The following is a 20,589-nucleotide window of genomic DNA, read 5'->3' on the forward strand; positions in this document are numbered from 1 at the left end:
ATGAAGCCTGTCTACCTCGACAACAACGCAACCACACGGGTCGATCCTGAGGTCGTACAAGCGATGTTGCCGTTCTTTAGGGATCAATTCGGCAACCCTTCGTCGGCACACGCTCTTGGCGCCTCAGTCAGTGCGGCGGTGAGAAAGGCGCGGAGGCAGTTGCAAGCGCTGATCGGCGCGGAATTCGAGGATGAGATCACTTTCACCTCGGGTGGGACAGAAAGCGACAATGCAGCGCTTCTTTCAGCGCTCGAGGCGGCGCCCAACCGAACCGAGATCGTGACGTCCGCGGTCGAGCATCCCGCCGTGCTGACGCTCTGCGCGCATCTTGAGAAGACCCGCCGCCTCAAGGTGCACAGGATCCCGGTGGATTGCCGTGGTCGGCTCGATCTCGACGCCTATATGGCCGCCCTCACCCCACAGGTTGCAATCGTATCAATAATGTGGGCGAACAACGAGACTGGTGTGATCTTCCCCGTGGCAAGGCTTTCCGAGTTGGCCAAGGAAGTGGGCGCCCTATTCCATACCGATGCTGTGCAGGCGGTCGGCAAGCTTCCGATGGACCTGAAGTCGACGGCAATCGACATGCTGTCGCTCTCCGGCCACAAGCTGCACGGGCCGAAAGGGATCGGTGCGCTTTTCGTAAAACGTGGCGTCGATTTCCATTCGCTGATCAAGGGGGGTCACCAAGAACACAACCGGCGTGCTGGCACCGAGAATACGCCCGGCATAGCCGGGCTCGGCACGGCGGCCGAACTCGCCTTGAAATTCATGGACGACGAGACCACACGGGTAAAGTCGCTCCGCGATCGCCTGGAGGGCGGGATCCTCCAACGCATCCCAAGCACCTGTGTCACTGGTGATCCCTTGCAACGGTTGCCCAACACCGCAAACATCTCCTTCGAACATGTCGAAAGTGATGGAATTCCACTTCTCCTCAGCCGCATTGGCATCGCGTGTTCCTCTGGCTCGGCCTGCACCTCCGGCTCTCTGGAACCAAGCCATGTCCTAAGCGCGATGAAAACGCCACACGCGGCAGTCCGCTTCTCCTTGGCGCGGGAAAACAGCGAAGAGGACATCGACCGGGTGCTCGAGGTCATGCCGGGAATCGTGGGGAAGCTGCGCAGCTTTTCCGGTTCTGGGCCGGGTAGTCCGGTCTATGCGTGAGCCGCAGAAGAACAGGCTGCCTGTCATGACCGGTCATGTCTCCCTCAACGATACGACCTTGCGCGATGGCGAGCAGGCGCCGGGCGTCGCCTTTACCACGACGGAAAAGCTGGAGATCGCTGAGTCTCTTGCGGCGGCTGGCGTGACAGAGATCGAGATCGGCACGCCGGTCATGGGCGTCGACGAGATGGAAACAATTCGCGCCGTGGTAGCGCGGCGTCTTCCGGTTCGGCTCATGGCCTGGTGCCGGATGACGTCGTTGGATCTCGATGCAGCGATCGAGAGCGGCGTCCAAGCGGTCAATTTGTCGCTGCCTGCGTCGGACATCCAACTTGCCGCCAAGCTCGGCCTCGACAAGGCGGGAGCGCTCCAGGTCATCGATCATATGGTCAGGCGCGCCGCCGCCGCCGGCTTCTTCGTCGCGGTGGGCTGCGAGGATGCCTCGCGGGCCAATCGGGATCATCTCGCCCGCGTCATCGAGACGGCCGCACGCGCCGGCGCAAGCCGCGTGAGGCTGGCCGACACAGTCGGTGTTCTCGACCCGTTTTCGACCTTCGAACTTGTCGCCCAGCTCGTGGCGCGGTCTCCAATCGACCTTGAATTTCATGCGCACAACGATCTCGGACTTGCTGGCGCCAACACGCTGGCCGCGATCCGCGCAGGCGCGCGCCATGCCTCCGTCACCGTCCTGGGGCTCGGCGAGCGTGCGGGCAATGCCGCGCTGGAAGAGGTGGCCGCCGCGATGGCGGTCTTCGGCGGCGCGGATACCGGCATCGAGCTGACCGCGTTGCCCGGCCTCGCCGCCCAGGTGGCTTGGGCCGCCCACCGGCAGACCGCGGCCACTAAGCCGGTCGTCGGCGCCGATGTTTTCACCCACGAATCCGGCATTCACGTCGCAGGGCTGCTGAAGGACTCGCGTACTTATCAGGGGCTCGATCCGACTCTCGTGGGCCGCTGCCGGCGGATCGTCATCGGCAAGCATTCCGGCGCCACTGCGATTGCCCATGTGCTGAGCGAAAGCGGTCGCGATCTCGACCCGGATCTGGCAGCCGCGATGGTGGCCCGCGTCCGGCGCGAGGCGACCGAGACCAAATCGACCGTCACTGCAACTCGACTGGTCGAGCTCTACGATGGAATGTGCAGCGAGGCATCCCTCATCGAGCTGTGCGGGTCCAAGTCAGCCGTGCGCGAGCGCACAGAGGCCACAGTTTTGCGACCAGGAAGAATGCAATGAATTGTTCCGCTGACAGCCGCCCCACGGATGTCACCGACATCCTCGCACGACTGAAGCGCTTGTCGGCTGCAGAGGAATTCTTCTCAGTCCTAGGCGTCGCCTATGACCCGAAGGTACTGAATGTCTCGCGGCTCCATATCATGAAGCGTGTGGGCCAATACCTCGCCGAAGAAGATTTCTCCGGTCTGCCCGACCAGGTGATTGCCGCGAGGGTGCGCGCGACGCTCGAACGAGCTTACGAGGACTTTGCGATTTCCTCGCCGCTCACGCATCGGATTTTCAAGGTGCTCAAGGACCACGATCCGAACAAACCTGCCGCGCCGGGTCACACCTTTGTTCCGTTCGAGTCGGTACTGAAGCGGTTCGGACGGGAATGATCGGCGACAAGGGTGCGACGCGACAATGTCGAGCAGCCGCCAAATGCGGTCATCACCACAGCGCCGTCAGAAGCAACCAGCCGAAGTTGTAGGAAAGGGGGAGCGCAAGAGACTTGGCACGAATAATGCGGACAAAGGAGATAACCGCAATGCCGGACCCGGACAGGAGCCTAGAGAAACCGCCAATGCACATCGTAATCTGCATCAAGCAGGTGCCGGACTCGGCACAGATAAGGGTCCATCCGGTCACGAACACGATCATGCGCCAGGGTGTTCCGACCATCATCAACCCTTACGACCTGTTCGCCCTCGAAGAAGCGCTCAGACTGCGCGACGCACATGGCGGCGAAGTCACTGTGCTCACCATGGGTCCGCCCATGGCAGAGGACGCGCTGCGCAAGGCGCTCGGTTACGGCGCCGACCGAGCGGTGCTCTTGACCGACCGCTATTTTGCCGGCTCCGACACGCTGGCAACCTCGTTCGCCCTTTCCCAGGCAATCGCGAAGATTGGCGAGACGTTCGGCACGCCAGACCTCGTCTTCACCGGCAAGCAGACGATCGATGGCGACACCGCCCAGGTCGGGCCCGGCATCGCCAAGCGCCTCGGACTCCTGCAACTGACCTATGTCGCGAAGATCCCTTCTGTCGACCTTGCTGCACGCGAGATCAAGGTCGAGCGCCGTTCCGAAGGCGGCACACAGATGCTGAAGAGCAGGCTCCCTTGCCTCATCACCATGCTGGAAGGCACAAACGAGATCCGCCGGGGCTCGATCCAGGACGCCTTGTGCGCCGCGCGCAGCCAGGTCTTGAAATGGAGCGCGGCCGACGCCGGCATTGAGGATCTCACCAAATGCGGCCTGCGCGGTTCACCGACGGTCGTCAAACGTGTTTTCGCCCCTACTGCTCGAGCTGAAAAGGCGGCACAAATCGACACCGCCGAGAAGGCCTTGCGCGATGTCGCTGACGAACTCATCACCGCAATCTTCACCCGCCAGCCGGCGCTGGAACATGAGCTCGCCTTTAACGGCGGCGCGTGACGGCAAGGAGCAAAACGATGTCGACCGCGAACGGAGAAACCCCTCGCCCTGCCGCCGGCCGCGCCGGCATAAAGAAGGAGTTGCCCGCCCATTTCAAGGACTATCGGCACGTTTGGGTTTTCATCGAGCTCGAACGTGGCGAGGTCCATCCGGTATCATTCGAACTGCTCGGCGAAGGCCGCAACTTAGCAGACAAGCTTCAGGTCCAGCTTGCAGGCGTCGTGCTTGGACCGCCGGGAGAGGCCGTCGGGAACGCCGTTGCCGAAGCATTCGCGTATGGCGCTGACCTTGTCTACATCGCCGAGGCGCCCCTGCTCGCCGACTATCGGAATGAACCTTTCACCAAGGCGCTGACGGATCTGGTCGATACCCACAAGCCCGAAATCCTTCTTCTCGGTGCCACCACACTGGGCAGGGATCTTGCCGGCTCCGTGGCGACGACCTTGCAGACGGGGCTCACGGCCGACTGCACCGAACTCGATGTGGATACCGACAGTTCGCTCGCCGCCACGCGTCCGACTTTCGGCGGTTCCTTGTTGTGCACGATCTATACGCTCAATTTCCGCCCGCAGATGGCGACCGTGCGGCCGAGGGTCATGCCCATGCCGCAGCGGACGGATAAACCGGTCGGGCGTGTCATCCGGCACAAGCTTTCGCTTGCCGAGGACGAGATCGCTACCAAAGTCCTCGGCTTCCTGCCGGACAATCAGTCGGCGAAGGCAAACCTTGCCTATGCCGACGTCGTGGTTGCCGGAGGCCTTGGTCTTGGCGCGGCGGAGAACCTGCAGCTTGTGAAGAACCTCGCACGAGCAATCGGCGCCGAGCACGGCTGTTCGCGTCCGTTGGTCCAGAAGAGCTGGATGCCAGCTGATCGGCAGATCGGCCAAACTGGCAAGACGATCCGGCCGAAGCTTTACATAGCGGCCGGGATTTCCGGCGCCGTCCAGCATCGGGTTGGCGTGGAGGGGGCGGATCTCATCGTGGCCATCAACACCGACCCGAACGCGCCGATTTTCGATTTCGCTCACCTCGGAATCGTCACCGACGCGATCCGCTTCCTGCCCGCACTGACGGAAGCCTTCACCCGGCGGCTGTCGCCCCACAGTCGCGATAAGCTTTCGAGCTAAGGGGATGGACATGATCGAGGAAAACTTCGACGCCATTGTTGTTGGGGCAGGCATGTCCGGAAACGCAGCTGCTTACACCATGGCCAGCCATGGCCTGAAGGTGCTGCAGTTGGAGCGGGGTGAATATCCGGGCTCCAAGAATGTCCAGGGTGCGATCATGTACGCAAACATGCTGGAGAAGATCATCCCGGATTTCCGGGATGATGCGCCTCTCGAGCGGCATTTGGTTGAACAGCGGCTTTGGGTGATGGACGACACATCCCATACAGGGATTCACTATAGGTCGGACGACTTCAATGAGGCGAAGCCCAACCGGTACACGATCATCCGTGCCCAATTCGATAAATGGTTTTCGCGTAAGGTGCGCGCGGCCGGCGCGACCGTTCTGTGCGAGACGACCGTGACGGAACTCATCCGTGATGCCAAGGACAGGGTGATCGGCGTCCGCACAGACCGGGCGGGCGGAGCCATCTACGCGGACGTGGTCGTTCTCGCAGAAGGTGTCTGCGGACTGCTTGGCACTCGAGCCGGCCTGCGCGAGATGCCAAAGCCGCAAACCGTGGCCCTCGCCGTTAAGGAAATGCATTTCTTGCCCGAAGAGGTCATTGAGCAGCGGTTCGGCGTAAAGGGCGATGAGGGCTGCGTGATCGAGGCGGTGGGCACGACCTCCCGCAGCATGGCCGGGCTCGGCTTCCTCTACACCAACAAGGAGTCCATCTCACTGGGCATTGGCTGCCTCGTCTCCGATTTTGCCGCGATGGTCGAGAGCCCCTACCTTCTCCTTGATGCCTTGAAGAGCCATCCTTCGATCCGGCCGCTGATCGCCGGCTCGGAAGTGAAAGAATATTCCGCACACCTCATTCCCGAAGGCGGCTACAAGGCTATTCCGCAGCTCTTTGGCGATGGTTGGGTCGTGGTCGGCGATGCCGCGCAACTGAACAACGCCATTCACCGCGAGGGTTCGAACCTCGCCATGACCTCCGGCCGCATTGCGGCTGAGGCAATCGTCGAGGTCAAGACCCGCAACGGTCCGATGAACAAACGGAATCTCGGCCTTTACAAAGCCATGCTGGACAAGTCCTTCGTGGTCAAGGACCTGAGGAAATACAAAGACATGCCGGCCTTGCTCCACACCAATTCCAGCAATTATTTCACGACTTATCCGCGGTTGATGTCGCAAGCTGCGCAGAACTTCATGCGTGTCGACGGCACGCCGAAGATCGAGAAGGAAAAGGCGACCACGGCGGCCTTCATCAAGGCGCGCTCGCGCTGGGGGCTGGTCAGCGACGCGGTCCGCCTTGCATTGGCGTGGCGCTGAGGGGAGACAATATGACCAGCGCAGCGACGAAGTCACGTGTCGAGGACAAGCTTTACCAGAACCGCTACTTGGTAGATTCAGGCCGCCCGCACATCAAAGTGCGACCGCACCAGAAGCCGAGCGCGAATTTGCTCGCGCTGACCCACGTCTGCCCGGCGAAATGTTATGAGTTGAACGACAAGGGTCAAGTGGAGATCACTGCCGACGGCTGCATGGAGTGCGGCACCTGCCGGATTTTGTGCGAGACGAGTGGTGAGATCGAGTGGAACTATCCACGCGGCGGTTTCGGAATCCTCTTTAAATTCGGATGACCGGCGCACGCACACTTAAGGCGGCGATCATCCAGTACAGCTGAGTCTCGGCCATGCCAATCTTTGCTTTAATCGCCTCTAAATGAAGAGAAATTGCACGAATACTGTTCTTGCATAATTCAGCCTCAGATAAAAAATGCAGGTTCACTCTGGACGACAACCGCTGAAGTCGTCTCTATGAGCCACCGGGCCGCAGATCGGGTCGACGAGGCCTGAACCGCCCATCGAGCATGCCCTAAGCAGATACCCGCTCAGGGACTCTACGATATGTGAAGGTGCTGACCGCCCCGAGCGAGCTGGAGATTACGCTCGCCACACGCTGGCCAATTGTCGTGAACGTCCTGCCCACGTTTCTGCAGACGGGTAATTGAGCGATCGTCGTCCTGGACGCTGAAGGAGAGCCGGAGATTGCCGCCACTGCCGGCAATACCCACGCACCTCAATCAGGCACTCGCCGCCTCATATCACAGGCCGTAACAGATCAAGCGAATTGCGGCTGCCGGCCAGTCGCATCGGCGCCTCCGCAGCAAGGTATCTCCTCTTACGGCCGCATCCGAACCATGCCGCTTGTCGCCCGCATCTGACGGCACGCAACCGGCTGATCGACGCAATTGACAAGGCCGGTTGGGTTCTGCCAGGGCGGCTCGTATCCTCGGCCTCACGCCATGGCAAATCGGCTACGCCCTGGGCCGGCATGGTATCAAGGTGAAGAAATTCCAGACGTCGCGATGACGTCAAGCGTAAGCAGCCCGGAGTGGTCTCGCTCACACTCTGCGCGCCCGAGGCTGCTAGCCTCGCGACCCTATTTGCTTGTCCACTGTCGTAAGCCCGACAAAGGTGTGTCGGAGCAATCCGAAGGAATCTGACACGAGAAGCCTATTCGTGAACCGAAACAGCTCTTTGAGCTGGCATAGCTCTTGCGCTTTGAACTGCGACGTCACGCAGCAACGGAGCCGTTCATGTCTGCACCGGCAATTTCGCTTGAGAGCCTCAGCACGACGTTCGGTGACCAGTTGCTTGGCACCATAAAACCCGGTGGCTGCGCGTCTTCGTCCTGCGGCTCGTCGACAAAGCCCGACGACACGGATCCGGCTGTCTGGGAGAAGATCAAGGATCACCCCTGCTTTTCAGAAGAGGCGCATCACTATTTCGCGCGTATGCACGTCGCGGTCGCGCCGGGCTGCAACATCCAGTGCAACTACTGCAATCGCAAATATGACTGCGCCAACGAAAGCCGGCCTGGGGTGGCCTCTGAAAAGCTGACGCCCGATCAGGCGCTACGCAAGGTGATCGCGGTCGCCAATGAGGTGCCGCAGCTTTCCGTGCTCGGCATCGCCGGACCGGGCGACGCCTGCTACGACTGGAAGAAGACGAAGGCGACCTTCGCCAGGGTCGCCAGGGAAATCCCAGACATCAAGTTTTGCATATCCACGAATGGGCTGGCGCTGCCCGACCATGTCGATGAGCTTGCTGACATGAATGTCGATCACGTGACGATCACGATCAACATGGTCGACCCTGAGGTCGGTGCAAAGATCTATCCTTGGATCTTTCACGATCATCGCCGCTACGTCGGCATTGAAGCCACCCGGATCCTGCACCAGCGGCAGATGTTGGGCCTGGAGATGCTGACCGCGCGGGGCATCCTCACCAAAATCAACTCGGTGGTGATCCCGGGCGTGAATGATGAGCATCTGATCGAGGTGAATAGATGGATTAAGGAGCGAGGCGCGTTCCTGCACAACCTTATGCCGCTGATTTCGGACCCGGCCCACGGCACGCACTACGGTCTGACCGGGCAGCGCGGCCCAAACGCAATGGAGATGAAGGCTCTTCAGGATCGTGTCGAAAACGGCGCCCAGTTGATGCGCCACTGCCGGCAGTGCCGGGCAGATGCCGTGGGCCTGCTCGGAGATGATCGTGGCCAGGAATTCACAGTCGACCGGATTCCCGGCGAGGTCACCTACGATGCCAGCAAACGCAAGGCCTATCGGGAGCTGGTCGCGGAGGAGCGCCGTGATCACGTCGAGGCTAGGAGAGAAGCGATCGGATTGGTCAAGGCAGCGAGCCCCGGCAAGTCCCTTCTCTTCGCGGTGGCGACCAAGGGCGGCGGCCGCGTCAATGAGCATTTCGGCCATGCGAAGGAATTCCAGGTTTATCAAGCCTCGCTGAAAGGGATCAGCTTCGTCGGGCATCGGAAGGTGGACAAGTATTGCCTTGGCGGCTGGGGCGCAGAAGCCGCCCTCGATGGCGTCATCGCAGCGCTTCAAGGCGTAGATATCGTGCTGTGCGCCAAGATTGGAAATTGCCCGCAGGATCAGCTCGCGGAGGCTGGAATCAGAGCCACCGACGCCTGTGCCCATGACTATATCGAGACAGCAATCAGCGCGATTTACATCGCCGCATCTGGGACCCCCACACTCGCGGCGACGGCCTGAGCTGTCTCATTCATTCGGACCAGGAGTTAAAATGGCTTTCAAGATCATCGCATCCCAATGCACCCAATGCGGCGCCTGCGAATTCGAATGTCCTTCCGGCGCGATCAAGTTCAAAGGCGAGAGCTACGTGATCGAGTCACAGAAGTGCACCGAATGCGAGGGGGTCTTCGATGCGCAGCAATGTGCCTCGGTATGTCCGGTGCCGAAGACCTGCGTTCCTGCGTAACGGACATTGGACTGCCGACATGGTTGGGGGCTGCCTACGCAGGACGCCTGGAACGCCTTGTTCGCAATCTCAGCCGCAAGAGAAATCAGGGAACGGACATGTCGCTCGGACGCGAAGAGGAGATCGAAATCCGCAGGCCTCCACGATTCATGCCGGGAGAGCGGGTACGTGCCACTCGCCACATAAAGAATGACGGCACCTATCCTGGCAGGGAGATCGGCGAAAATCTCGTGCGGAAGGGGGACGAGGGATATGTGCGCGACATTGGCACCTTTCTCCAGCAGTTCTTCATCTATGCGGTCGAGTGGATCGACCGTGGCACCGTAGTCGGTATGCGAGCGCGTGAACTGATGAGCCTCGACGAGGCCGAGGCGCCCTGCAGTGCTGAAAGCAATACCAATGAAGGGACGGCCAGATGAAAGTCATGATCCGCAGGACCGATGCTGGTTTGTCAGCGTATGTCCCCAAAAAGGACCTCGAAGAGCCGATCATCAAACTCGAGAAGGAAGAGTTGTGGGGCGGAACGGTCACGCTCAGGAACGGGTGGCGGCTCCTCCTACCCGATCTCCCACATGATACGCGTCTGCCGATCACCGTCGAGGCAAGGAAGATTTCCGAAGAGGGCTGATGCTGCCCCTAGGTGCGTCGCGAGGAAACGAGATGAACACGATCCTGACATCGGGCCACCTCGTCATTGTGCGGGACAGTTTTGCTGAAAAGCTGCTTGACCTGGCGAAGGAAGCGCTCGCCGCCGATGAGGTGATCCCCTATCTCGGTCCGGGTCTTCTTGAGTTGAACTGTGTGGAACCGCCTGTGCCGCATACCCCGGAGGTTGTTGCCGCGGCACTCAATGCACGGGCTCCAGCCCCTTCCAGGATCCGCACCAATATGTGGTCGGTTGCACAGTTCATCGAACAGCGCCGGCATCGCCGGACGCTTCAAGCTTGGATGACCGACATATTCGCAGCGCCGGTGGGGCCGACCCCCTTCCACGCCTGGCTCGCAAGGCTGCCACTCTCCCTCATCATCGACAGCTGGTATGACAGCGCGATGCGCACGGCTCTGGTAGAGACCGGTCGAACGGACGTCCTTGAGATACAAGGCGTCACGCGCGCGAATGAAATCGGCAACATTTGGACGAAAACCTACGATTTGTCCGGGAGGGAGCTCGACCCCCGATTGGGGGCCAACACGGTTCTCTATTCACCTCACGGGAGTATTACGCCCGCGCAAAACTTTCTCGTCGCAGATTCCGACTACGTCGAAGTCCTGTCCGAAATTGATATCCAGACACCGATCCCAGACGCTGTGAAGGAACGGCGCATCACCCGTGGATTTTTCTTCGTTGGCTGCCGCTTCAACGATCAGATGCTGCGCACCTACGCCAGACAGATCATGAAGCGCTCCCGCGGTCCCTATTGCACCGTAATGGACGCGGAAACCCTGACCAGAAACGAAGCGCGTTTTCTTGCGGCAAGCGGAATCACGGTGATCGACATGCCACTAAGTCAAGCGGCGGCTCGGCTTGTGGGAACGGGCACGGCTGCAGGTTGAGGACGGGATTAACAATGGCGGATGCCTTTGATGATGTCTGCTTCGGCTTTCCTCGAAGGCGCAAAATGCAGTCGGGAATACACCCGTGAACAGTGAAGCTGTCAGCGGCGCAACGAACGCACTGAATTCGTTGGCCCATGTTGAAGCGGCGCGCTGGGGCCGGGATTTGAGTACGCTGTTGCGCATCACGCGTATGAATCTGCGCCATCCGTGGCAGGTCGCCCTCGCTATGGGCTCGACGATCATGGCGGCAATCCTCCAGTTGCTCATTCCCCAGCTTCTCGGCCGGGCTGTCGACCAGACCCAGACAGCTATCGGGGGCGGTGTCGCGGGGGCTGCGGCAGGACAAGCGCTCTGGGCCCCGGCTCTCCTGCTGCTCGCCGTCAGCGCGCTACGCGGCGTTTTCACGATGGCGCAGAACTATTTTGCCGAAGCCGTCGGGCATCATGTCGCGTACGAATTGCGGCTCGCCTACTACGACAAGATCCAGCGTCTCAGCTTTTCCTTTCACGACCGGGTCCATTCAGGCGATCTGATAACCGCCGGAATGCTCGATCTCGAAGGCGTGCGGATGTATTTTTCCACCGGGCTCATGCGGGTGCTCCTGCTGACGATGCTGATCGGGATTGGCGCTTACATGATGATCTCGACCGATCCGATGCTCGGCTTGGCCGCGCTCAGCTTCGTGCCTTTTGTCGCTTGGCGCTCATCGACCACACAGCTTAGGCTGCGCGCCACCTGGCTCGACCTCTATGAGCGCCTTTCGGTACTAAGCCGCGTGATGAAGGAAAATCTCGCAGGTATCCGTGTGGTCCGCGCTTTTGCGGCTCAATCCTATGAGATGCTGAAGTTCGACGGCGCTTCCAAGAACGCGCTCGACCTCGCCAACGATCTCGTTGACATCTACGTACCCAACACGTCGGCGATGACCTTGTCCTACTTTTTCGCAATGGGATTGGTGCTTGGGATCGGTGGCAACAAGCTCGTCGCTGGCGAGATCAGCGTCGGAACCATGGCGACCTTCCTGACCTTCATGACCATGCTGCAAATGCCAGTCCGCCAGATCGGTCTCATGGTCAATGCGTTTGCCCGCGCTTCTAGCTGCGGTTCGCGGCTTTTCGGTCTCCTCGATCAGGAGATCACCATCAGGGATGCTCTCGAGGCCAGACCGCTTGAGATAAGTGACGGCACTCTGCGCTTCCACAATGTCTCATTTGCCTACCCCAACGCCGAAAACCGCGCCATTCTGAAGAACCTCAGCTTTGAGGCCCGGAGAGGCGAGACGATCGCGATCGTCGGTCCGCCGGGTTCCGGCAAATCGACGATGGCTCATCTGGTCCCCCGCTTTTACGACGTGACCGGTGGCGCCATCACGTTGGACGGCCAGGACATACGCAATGTCACCCTCGAGAGCCTTCGCAAGGCGGTCGCGGTTGTACAGCAGGATGCGTTCCTATTCACCACAACGATCGAGAACAACATCGCTTATGGCGATCCCTGGGCGAAGAGACAGCGAATTGAACGCGCTGGAGAATTCGCCCAGCTCCACGACTACATCCTCGCACTCCCGGCAGGGTATGAGACGGTCGTGGGCGAACGCGGCGTTTCTCTCTCTGGCGGCCAGCGCCAGCGTCTCACGATTGCTCGCACCATGATGCTGCGCCCCTCCGTCATCATTTTCGACGACTCGATGGCCGCGATCGATGCCGGCACCGAGCTGCGCATTCGCGCGGCGATGCGGCGCTTCGCAAAGGATCGGGTGACGATCATCATCGCGCACCGGCTGAGTGCGCTTAAGCATGCCGATCAAATCCTTTTTGTCGATAAAGGCGAAATCGTAGAACGCGGCACGCATGAAGAGCTTCTGGCGAAGCGGGGACGCTACAGGGCCCTTTACGATCTCCAGACGCGCCCGGGTGATAGCATTATTAGCCAGGATGGGGGCGCCCGCTGATGGACCAGGGCCGCGGCGAACTCGAAGCCGAACGTGACGACGGGAGACGCCCTCCGCGCGCGGTCGTCGGCTCGCACCGGATCGAGGAGGAGATGTTCGGCCGGGCTTTCGACAAGAGCATCCTCCGTCGCATCTGGGGCTTCGTCCATCCCTACCGGGCAAAGGTAGTTGTCACGATTGTCGCGATGCTGATCTTCACCGGGACGCAGCTTCTCATCCCCTTGATCATCCGCTACGCGATCGACCTCGGCATGAACCCGGCAAGGCCCGATCGCTCAGCCCAGCTTGCGGCCGTCGGCGCGTTCCTTTCGGCGATTTTGGTCAATTTCGCCGCCGGCTACATGCAGGAAGCCTTGGATGGGAAAATGGCCGAAACTGTCCTGTTCGACATCCGCCGCGCCATGTTTGGCCATCTGCAAAAGGTTTCGCTCTCTTTCATGGACAAGACCGAGGTCGGACGCCTGATGTCGCGCCTGCAAGGCGACGTTAACTCCATACAGGAGTTCCTGGAAACCTCGGTATATTCCCTAGGCGATGTTGCGCTTCTCTTCGGCATCGTTTTCGTAATGCTGTGGCTCGACTTTCGCCTCGGCCTCCTGACGCTATCGGTTCTGCCGATCCTGGTGATCGTCCGCATTGTCTGGTTGCCGCGTGCCCGCGACGCCTTCATGGCTGCACACGAAACCAATTCCGTCGTCAATGGCGCGCTGGCCGAAGCCATTCACGGCGTGCGGACCATACAGTCAATGGACCGCCAGCAGGTGAATTTCAGTCTTTTTGACGATCGGGCCCATGCCAACCTCAGGACCCACCTGATCGCTGCCAGATATGCACTGGTCATGGTGCCCATCGTCGATGGCATCACCGGCCTCGCCTTGGCCGCCGTTATTGTGGTCGGCGGCTCGATGGTCATGAATAGCCGTATAGATGTGGGCGTGTTGGTAGCCTACCTATTTTACATCCAGCGCTTCTTTGACCCGATCCGCTCACTCACCCTGCAATATTCGGTCATGCAGCGCGCCATGGCCTCAGGCAAGCGCCTGACCGATGTGCTCGACGTCAAGATCGATGTTAAGGACAAACCCAATGCCGAGGTGCTTTCGCCCGAAATGGACGGCTCGGTCGAGTTTAGGGACGTCACCTTCGGCTACGATCCGAACCGTTCGGTTCTGAAAAATGTCTCGTTCAAGGTCAATCCGGGCGAGACGGTCGCACTAGTCGGACCGAGCGGTTCTGGCAAATCGAGTGCGATGGCCCTGGTCCACCGCTTCTATGATGTTCAGCAGGGTCAGGTGCTGGTCGGCGGACATGATGTACGCGACCTCACCCAGGAATCGCTCGGCCGCCAGGTCGCCATGGTGCTGCAGGAGCCATTCCTGTTCACCGGGACGGTCTTCGAGAACATTCGATACCAGAAGACGGAAGCCACGCGCGACAAGGTGATCGAGGCGGCCAAGGCTGTCGGCGCGCATGACTTCGTCATGAGCCTCGCCGACGGGTATGAGACCCAACTTGGCGAACGCGGCGACAACTTATCTCTCGGCCAGCGCCAGCTTATCAGTTTCGCCCGCGCCCTCGTCGCTGACGCCAAGATCCTCGTGCTCGACGAAGCTACCGCCAATATCGACAGCTACACGGAATTGCAGATTCAGAAGGCTCTGATCAAGCTGCTTGAAGGGCGGACTGGCCTCGTCATCGCCCACCGTCTCGCCACGGTCCGGGGGGCCGACCGCATCATCGTGCTTCAGAATGGCCAAGTTATTGCGACTGGCAACCACGATGAGTTAATAGCCATGGGCGGCCTGTATTCCAAACTCTACTATCTCAACTACGCCTCCTTCGACCACCTTCCCGAACACGATACCACCGTCCAAGCTGGCTCTCAGACCTGACATCTTGGCGGCCTTGTGGTAGTGGCGTTGACTTTCGGGCGTGTCGGCAGACCACTCAGGCCACCGCATCCGGCAAGCAGCCAGCATTCAAGAACGAGCACTCCTCGCAATTCGTGAAGACCGGCTGCGAACGATTTCCTCCAGCATCGTATCCGACCGCGGTGCACCACCATCATCGGGCGAGCTCGCTGGAGGTGTTGGCTGGGCGTCGCAAAGCCGCTCGCGAGCGCGCCCTCAATAGCGCCGTAGCGAGTGACGGCTTTGCCACCGACGGGCCGCTGATGAAGCTGGATTAGTGGGCGCCGCACCGACGCCGCCCCGGGCGAGAAGAACCTCCTGCGGCTGGCTATGGGCAACGACTAGCGCCAGCGCGACGAGCAGACGCGTGCCGGCATCGTGACGCGCTCGGCTACCCTCTCCTTAGGATCGTGCATGTTCACACGATGGCCCAGCCGCCAGCCAACGCACAAAGCTGGTATTCTGTGCCGCCTGCTCGTCGTCAGTTGGCCGCCTCCCGATTGCCCGCCCCACCACGTGCAAGCTCGAGCACATGAGTGTGAGAGCGCTGCACAACGATTTAACCTCAGACCGCGAATTTCATGGTCAGCCAAGTCGAGCCATGATTTCGGACTGAATCGTCCTCGCGGTGTAAAGGGAAGCATTTAGCGGCAGATTTCCAAATGCCATTTGACAAAGCAAGTAGTTGGCACCTGCCTCTTCCAACTGATCTAGCAGAGCTTTTCGCACAGACTCTGCTGATCCTACCACGCACAATTCACTCTCGACTGCCGCATCGAAGGTCAGCGGCAAGTTTGGTGGAGTGGGGATAGCGTTAAGCTCGTAAAGGAATTGGAAGCTCTTGAGCCAGCGTGCGTAAGCAGGTGCCGCGAGCGAATAGGCATGTGTGTCACAACGCCCAATCACGACCATGCGGAGCAATCCGACAAATCGCCCTTGATCCCCCCCGCCTGCGTTGTCCTCTCGATAGGCGCGGAACGCATCAGTAGTTTTGCGAACGGAAGAGGAAGGTCCTACACACGCGATATTTGTTCCATTCGCAGCGGCCCAAGCTGCGGACTCGGGTCGATTGGCAGCGACCCATGTGGGCGGATGTGGACGCTGATGAGGTCTTAGCGTCAAAGGAACGTCATTGAGATCGAAATGGCGGCCTTGATAGCATAGCGTGCCGACCTCCCTAGAATTAACAAGTATTTGCATAAGAATTTCGCTGGCTTCGGCATAACGGCCCGGCACCGCGTCCGCACCAATCCCGAAGTAGCCCAATTCGGTCGGGAGAGCACCGCGCCCTATGCCCAGTTCGAGCCTGCCACCGCTCAACTGGTCCAGCATACAGATCTCTTCGAACGCACGCAGCGGATGATAAAGCGCAAGCAGCATCACCAAGGGTCCGAGACGCAAGCGCCGGGTGCGCTGGGCGACGCTCGATAAGAACAGATTCGGCGATGGACCTCTCCCATGGGGAGTACAGTGGTGTTCTGCGAGATGGTAGGCATAGAACCCTAGCTGATCGCACGCCTCTGCTAAGATCAGGCGATCTTCGTACTGCCGGCCTATATCGAGGCCATCCTCATCCAAATGATCGAAGATGCCGAAAGCTAGGTTTGAAGGAAAGACGTTTGTCACTCTTTAAGTCCCCGATTTTAAAAGCAGGCTGTTTTCTTGCTGGGATCACCAAGCAAGTCGGAAGAGATGTGTGTGATCGCCGATTAGCGTCAGCGTAACGAAGAAGGAGAGCCTGACGCTTCCCTGCCCCTGGAGCTTGGCACCCTTAAGCTTCCAGCAATGTCGCCAGCGGCAGCAAGAAATTCATCCATCTGCTCTTTTGTGCCGATGCTGACGCGGATACAGTGTTCCAAGCCTTTGTCCGGAAAAAACGCGACAAGTATCTTTTGCCTCTCCAATGCTGCTTGCCACCATGAGCCGTCCTGTCCCGCGGGCACACGGGCCAGCAAGAAATTTGCGCGGGAGGGTGTTACGGAAAATCCGAGTTGCGATAGTGCAACTGTCACTCGCTCTCGTTCATCCTTGATGTGCTTGTGGTTGTCTGCGTAGGCGCCGCGATGCGCAAGCACGCTGATACCAACGGCATGCCCGATCACGTTCATGTTGAAGACGTTCTGGATGTTTCGCAGCCTTCCAATAATTTCAGGGTGACCGAAACCGAAACCGACGCGAATGCCGGCGGCGGCATAGCTTTTCGAGAATGACCTCAAGATCAGAAGGTTCGAATACCGGTTGATGAGGCGCAGTCCGTGATCGGGTGCAAAGTCGACGTATGCCTCATCAAGGACAACCAACCGGTCCGATTGTGCTACGAGGCGTTCGATATCGCTGATCGGGAGGAATGTTCCGGTCGGATTGTTTGGATTGGCCAACATAATAAACTTGGCGTCTTTTGCCGGACCGGAAAGCAATTGCTCCATTGGCAGGGAATGAGCTTGACATCCGATTTCGAGGAACTCAGCGCCCTGAAGCATGGCAAGTTTGCGGTTGAACGAAAACCCTGGCGACATCATCGCAACCTTGTCGCCGGGTGCGAGGAAAGCTCTGTAGATCAGTCCGAGCAGTTCAGACGACCCGTTGCCAGCGATGACCTGATCCCTGGAAACGCCATAGGTGCTGGACGCTGCTTCCCTCAATCTGAAGTTATCGTCATCCGGATATAGATACTGGCGCTTGAGGGCCGCCACTGCACTTTGCATTATGATTGGCGGCAACGGAAACGGGTTCTCATTCGTATTCAGCTTGATAAAATTTGCGTCCGGCGCTGGTCCGTTGGACGGCAGAGCATCCAACTGTCGTGTCACTTGCGAAAGAGCCGAAAGCACAGTTTGCAGTTTTGCATCGGACATATTTAACTCCGTTTCAGTCACACAGGGGCATCCGTATGAGCTCGCAACGAGAGCAACATGGCGGACGGGATTGACGATGGCAGGGTTGCCTTTCACACAATGGTCGCAGCGCCGGCTGACATGGGAATTCAGCCAGGCTGTCCTCGGTCGAATCGAGTTGACGCGCACGCGGATCTGCATCGCTGCGCGGCGCCAAGGCGCTAAGCGGCTCAGCTCATGCCCAGGGTCATGCTTTCAAAGACGCTTGATCTCGACGCCGTATTTCCTCAGCACGTAGCCAATCTGTCGCGGGGTCAGCCCAAGCAAGCGCGCTGCCTTTGCCTGCACCCAGCCACATCTTTCCATGGCAGCAATGACGCGCTCTATATCGGGCGTCCTCGCGCCAATTGGGTGGGTTGCGCCGGCAAGCGGGTTAGTCGCGGCCGAACTGGCGGCCTCGTCCGGGGGCGTGGCCAAATTCGCTGACTCCGGCAGGATCGGCGGTGGTTGCAGCGCGGCCTTGCCCGATCTGCACTTCCACAGCGCCTCGGCAAAGCATTGGCCTTGGGAGCAGGCAAAGTCGTTTCTCCCGATTGACAGTCCCTCGGCCAGGATCGCTGTCCGGTGCACGCAATTTTCAAGCTCGCGAATGTTGCCGGGAAACTCACATTTCATCAGCACTTCAATCGCACGCGGATCGAAGGTGAGCGTACAGCCGTTCTCGTCGTTGAACTTCTTGAGAAACTCAGCTGCGAGGAGCGGAATATCGCTGCGCCTTTGGCGCAATGCTGGTACCAGCAAGGGAACCACGTTGATGCGGTAGTACAGGTCGGCGCGGAACTCATTCCTTGCAACCGCCTCTTCCAGGTTCCTGTTCGTGGCGGCAATCACGCGAACATCGACCTTGATGGTCTGATTGCTGCCGACGCGCTCAAACTCCTGCTCCTGCAGCACGCGCAGTAGCTTTGCCTGGAACGAGGCCGAGATCTCGCCAATCTCATCCAGAAACAACGTCCCCTTGTCAGCGAGCTCAAAGCGCCCCTTGCGGGAATTGAATGCGCTTGTGAAGGCACCCTTCTCATGACCGAACAATTCGGATTCCAGGACTGTCTCTGGGAGCGCTGCACAATTGAGTTTAACGAAGGGCCGCTTGGCGCGCGGCGACAACTCGTGAATTGCCTTGGCAGCCAGCTCCTTCCCGGTACCGGACTCACCTCGCAACAGAACTGTGGTTTTTGCCTTCGCTACGACCGCGATCTTCTCCAGCAGGGCGCTTATCGCCGGACTGTCACCAATCATCCCCTCGACGTGAACCTTATTGCGCCGGGGTGCAGGGTGCTTAACATCAGAAAATTTCGTTTGCAGCCGATGTTCCAGCTCCGGCGCTCGCTCGCTGTCGGCCGCGGAGAAGCGATGCAACTTGACTGTCTGTCCCACCATGTTGGCAATCATGGTGAGCAGCCGGACATCATCGTCGAGCCCATAGCTTGACCTGCTTTCCAAAACCCGGTCCAAAGTCAGCGCGCCTATGGCGTTCCCATCAACACGAATGGGAACGCCGATGAACGACACGGTGTCGGAGGCCCCAAGCACCTCGATATCAGTGGCAGTGAAGGTCGGATGCATCGCTATGTCGTCGGCGACGAGCGGCGTGTCGGTCGTCACAATCTGATCGATGGCGTTGCGCGGCAGGCGCGACCGGGAGGGCTCATTGCCGTTCGTGCCGCAGCCGCTGGCCACTGTGATGTCCAGTCCGCCCTCGGCATCGCAGAGAGCGATGATGCCGTGCCGCATCTGCACAAACGAGTGCAGGAGGTCGACTACCTTGGCCAACTTGAGTTCGAGCCGGGCGGCATCGGCGAGTACTTTCGATATTTCGAAGATGCCGGTTAGCGCGCGCTCGTGCAATGCCACATTCGCAGGATTCGTGTCGGGCTTTGGACAACCCTTTATCGCATTCGGCAGCGATATGCCGCAGTCGCGGGCATTCTGTTCTGACTTGCTAATGTTGTGGTGCATGTGATCCTCGATCTCGCGCCATCAAATCTAGGCTGGCGGCATGTGCGCCCGCGACGTCGCGGGCACGCGCGAATATGCTCCGACGTGAACTCGTGCCGCCGCCGTGTGGTCCAGTGCAAAGCGGGTCTAGCCCTGACGCATCGCTTGGCTACTCCCTCCACGAAGCTTGGCCATGTTATTGGCTTGCCCCGGGCAAACACACGTTGTTTTCAAAAGACTGGAGCGAGGCGGCATAGTCAATCGAGCTTTCTTTCATCTGTGAAAGGAAACCTCGCGGCCTATGATAGGATTCATCAGTTCTATCTTTGCGTTGAAGCAGAAATACCTGGGCCGGCCATGGGTTGCCCGAGCGGCTGACCGCGCGGAGTGTAAATGCGGGGCCGTGCCATTCACCAGCGCCCGCGAAGGAGGGGCGGGAGCGAGAATAACCGCCAACGGCACTGGTCGGTTGCGGCAACCGCCATCTTTCTCGAGTTGATCAGGCGGCGGCGATGTCGGGTGTGAAGGCGCGAAGCTGGCGTCGAGTACGACTTCGTAGGCGGTGCTCGCAACTTCTGAATCGCATCGTCGTGGTCAGCACCATCACCAGCCTGGGGCCGAAATCGGCACACTCAATGAGCGTATCGAAAAGTCTGAACAGATTACGATGCGACCGCTTGAAAACGGCTGCCCCTGCTGCGGGCGTTGATTTGCAAAATGGGTCGTCCAAAGGACCGTCCGAATTTATTCTGTGCATTGCAGTGGCTGCACGGTCGTAGGCTGTCCAGAAACGAGCGCTTCCGAACAGGGGTAAGTTAGCCTGTCATCTGGACGGCCTTGAACAGGCGACACGATGGGGCCCGGTCCAAAGCCGGCTAACGAGGAACCCACCACGCTCTGTGCAGCAAACCGCTAGCCAGAGGGATCGACCGGCAGCACTCTGCCACAGACCATCAAGGGCGGGTTGTGTGCGTCAAGTTCTGCAAAATGGGGCAGCCATGATGCTGGTCATGATGCTGGTCATGCGGCTTGGCGCAGAGCGAGCTTCTTGTGCTCGCGCAGGTCGTCCATGTTGATGTATCGGTTGGCCTCCATCCAGTTTTC

18 protein-coding genes and 1 pseudogene are annotated in these 20,589 nt (G+C 59.5%); 15 read left to right on the forward strand and 4 right to left on the reverse strand.

What is annotated here, in order from left to right:
• The 3 genes from nifS to nifW are packed head-to-tail and all read left to right on the forward strand — an operon-like array spanning window position 1 to window position 2,778.
• A complete protein-coding gene (gene nifS, locus NKI15_RS26830; protein WP_352887495.1) occupies window positions 1-1,167 on the forward strand; it encodes a cysteine desulfurase NifS in 1,167 nt (388 codons plus the stop codon).
• Window positions 1,168-1,192: 25 nt separating this feature from the next.
• Complete coding sequence (nifV, locus tag NKI15_RS26835; protein WP_352887498.1) at window positions 1,193-2,401, forward strand: homocitrate synthase; 1,209 nt, start codon at window positions 1,193-1,195, stop codon at window positions 2,399-2,401.
• Window positions 2,398-2,778, forward strand: coding sequence for a nitrogenase stabilizing/protective protein NifW (gene nifW, locus NKI15_RS26840; RefSeq protein ID WP_352887500.1), 381 nt, complete (start codon window positions 2,398-2,400; stop codon window positions 2,776-2,778). Before nifV ends, nifW begins: the two co-directional genes overlap by 4 nt.
• A gap of 52 nt (window positions 2,779-2,830) precedes the next feature.
• On the opposite strand, the gene NKI15_RS26845 is transcribed toward nifW, so the two are convergent.
• Window positions 2,831-3,040 carry a hypothetical protein gene (locus tag NKI15_RS26845; RefSeq protein ID WP_023708822.1) on the reverse strand — a complete coding sequence of 70 codons (210 nt, stop codon included), beginning with the start codon at window positions 3,038-3,040 and terminating at the stop codon, window positions 2,831-2,833.
• Between NKI15_RS26845 and NKI15_RS26850 the strand changes: the two genes are divergently transcribed.
• From NKI15_RS26850 to NKI15_RS26900, 12 genes and pseudogenes are all read left to right on the forward strand, one after another.
• Complete coding sequence (locus tag NKI15_RS26850; RefSeq protein ID WP_352887504.1) at window positions 2,964-3,815, forward strand: electron transfer flavoprotein subunit beta/FixA family protein; 852 nt, start codon at window positions 2,964-2,966, stop codon at window positions 3,813-3,815. The two genes, NKI15_RS26845 and NKI15_RS26850, sit on opposite strands and share 77 nt — an antisense overlap.
• 17 nt (window positions 3,816-3,832) lie before the next feature.
• On the forward strand, window positions 3,833-4,942 hold the full coding sequence (locus NKI15_RS26855; RefSeq protein ID WP_023685019.1) for an electron transfer flavoprotein subunit alpha/FixB family protein: 1,110 nt from the start codon (window positions 3,833-3,835) through the stop codon (window positions 4,940-4,942).
• 10 nt (window positions 4,943-4,952) lie between these two features.
• On the forward strand, window positions 4,953-6,260 hold the full coding sequence (locus NKI15_RS26860) for an FAD-binding protein (RefSeq protein WP_352887507.1): 1,308 nt from the start codon (window positions 4,953-4,955) through the stop codon (window positions 6,258-6,260).
• 11 nt (window positions 6,261-6,271) lie between these two features.
• Window positions 6,272-6,571 (forward strand): ferredoxin family protein, encoded by a 300-nt coding sequence (locus NKI15_RS26865; protein WP_023687351.1) that lies wholly within the window; start codon window positions 6,272-6,274, stop codon window positions 6,569-6,571.
• Between the two features lie 574 nt (window positions 6,572-7,145).
• Window positions 7,146-7,303, forward strand: a pseudogene (locus NKI15_RS32015) (helix-turn-helix domain-containing protein); the annotation flags it as partial.
• Between the two features lie 227 nt (window positions 7,304-7,530).
• Window positions 7,531-9,009, forward strand: a complete 1,479-nt coding sequence (nifB, locus tag NKI15_RS26870) for a nitrogenase cofactor biosynthesis protein NifB (protein WP_352887510.1) — start codon at window positions 7,531-7,533, stop codon at window positions 9,007-9,009.
• A gap of 31 nt (window positions 9,010-9,040) precedes the next feature.
• Complete coding sequence (locus NKI15_RS26875; protein ID WP_023672218.1) at window positions 9,041-9,235, forward strand: 4Fe-4S dicluster domain-containing protein; 195 nt, start codon at window positions 9,041-9,043, stop codon at window positions 9,233-9,235.
• 98 nt (window positions 9,236-9,333) lie between these two features.
• Window positions 9,334-9,654, forward strand: coding sequence for a nitrogen fixation protein NifZ (locus NKI15_RS26880; protein ID WP_023672219.1), 321 nt, complete (start codon window positions 9,334-9,336; stop codon window positions 9,652-9,654).
• The gene (gene nifT / locus NKI15_RS26885) at window positions 9,651-9,863 is read left to right on the forward strand and encodes a putative nitrogen fixation protein NifT (protein ID WP_023672220.1); all 213 of its coding nucleotides are present in this window, start codon (window positions 9,651-9,653) and stop codon (window positions 9,861-9,863) included. The genes NKI15_RS26880 and nifT overlap by 4 nt, the downstream gene beginning before the upstream one ends.
• A gap of 32 nt (window positions 9,864-9,895) precedes the next feature.
• Window positions 9,896-10,789 (forward strand): SIR2 family NAD-dependent protein deacylase, encoded by an 894-nt coding sequence (locus tag NKI15_RS26890; protein WP_352887513.1) that lies wholly within the window; start codon window positions 9,896-9,898, stop codon window positions 10,787-10,789.
• An 85-nt stretch (window positions 10,790-10,874) separates the two neighbouring features.
• Complete coding sequence (locus NKI15_RS26895; RefSeq protein ID WP_352887516.1) at window positions 10,875-12,743, forward strand: ABC transporter ATP-binding protein; 1,869 nt, start codon at window positions 10,875-10,877, stop codon at window positions 12,741-12,743.
• Entirely contained in the window at window positions 12,743-14,635 is a 1,893-nt protein-coding gene (locus NKI15_RS26900; protein ID WP_352887518.1) for an ABC transporter ATP-binding protein, read from the forward strand. Before NKI15_RS26895 ends, NKI15_RS26900 begins: the two co-directional genes overlap by 1 nt.
• Before the next feature lie 603 nt (window positions 14,636-15,238).
• Here NKI15_RS26900 and NKI15_RS26905 read toward each other — a convergent pair.
• The 3 genes from NKI15_RS26905 to nifA all read right to left on the reverse strand — a co-directional run bounded on the left by NKI15_RS26905 (window position 15,239) and on the right by nifA (window position 19,506).
• Window positions 15,239-16,279, reverse strand: a complete 1,041-nt coding sequence (locus tag NKI15_RS26905) for an LLM class flavin-dependent oxidoreductase (RefSeq protein WP_352887521.1) — start codon at window positions 16,277-16,279, stop codon at window positions 15,239-15,241.
• Window positions 16,280-16,368: 89 nt separating this feature from the next.
• Entirely contained in the window at window positions 16,369-17,508 is a 1,140-nt protein-coding gene (gene hisC / locus NKI15_RS26910) for a histidinol-phosphate transaminase (RefSeq protein ID WP_352656562.1), read from the reverse strand.
• Between the two features lie 234 nt (window positions 17,509-17,742).
• Window positions 17,743-19,506, reverse strand: coding sequence for a nif-specific transcriptional activator NifA (gene nifA / locus NKI15_RS26915; RefSeq protein ID WP_352887524.1), 1,764 nt, complete (start codon window positions 19,504-19,506; stop codon window positions 17,743-17,745).
• Between the last annotated feature and the right edge of the window lie 1,083 nt (window positions 19,507-20,589).

The organism is Mesorhizobium sp. M0862 (genome assembly GCF_040319795.1).
Taxonomy (GTDB): domain Bacteria; phylum Pseudomonadota; class Alphaproteobacteria; order Rhizobiales; family Rhizobiaceae; genus Mesorhizobium.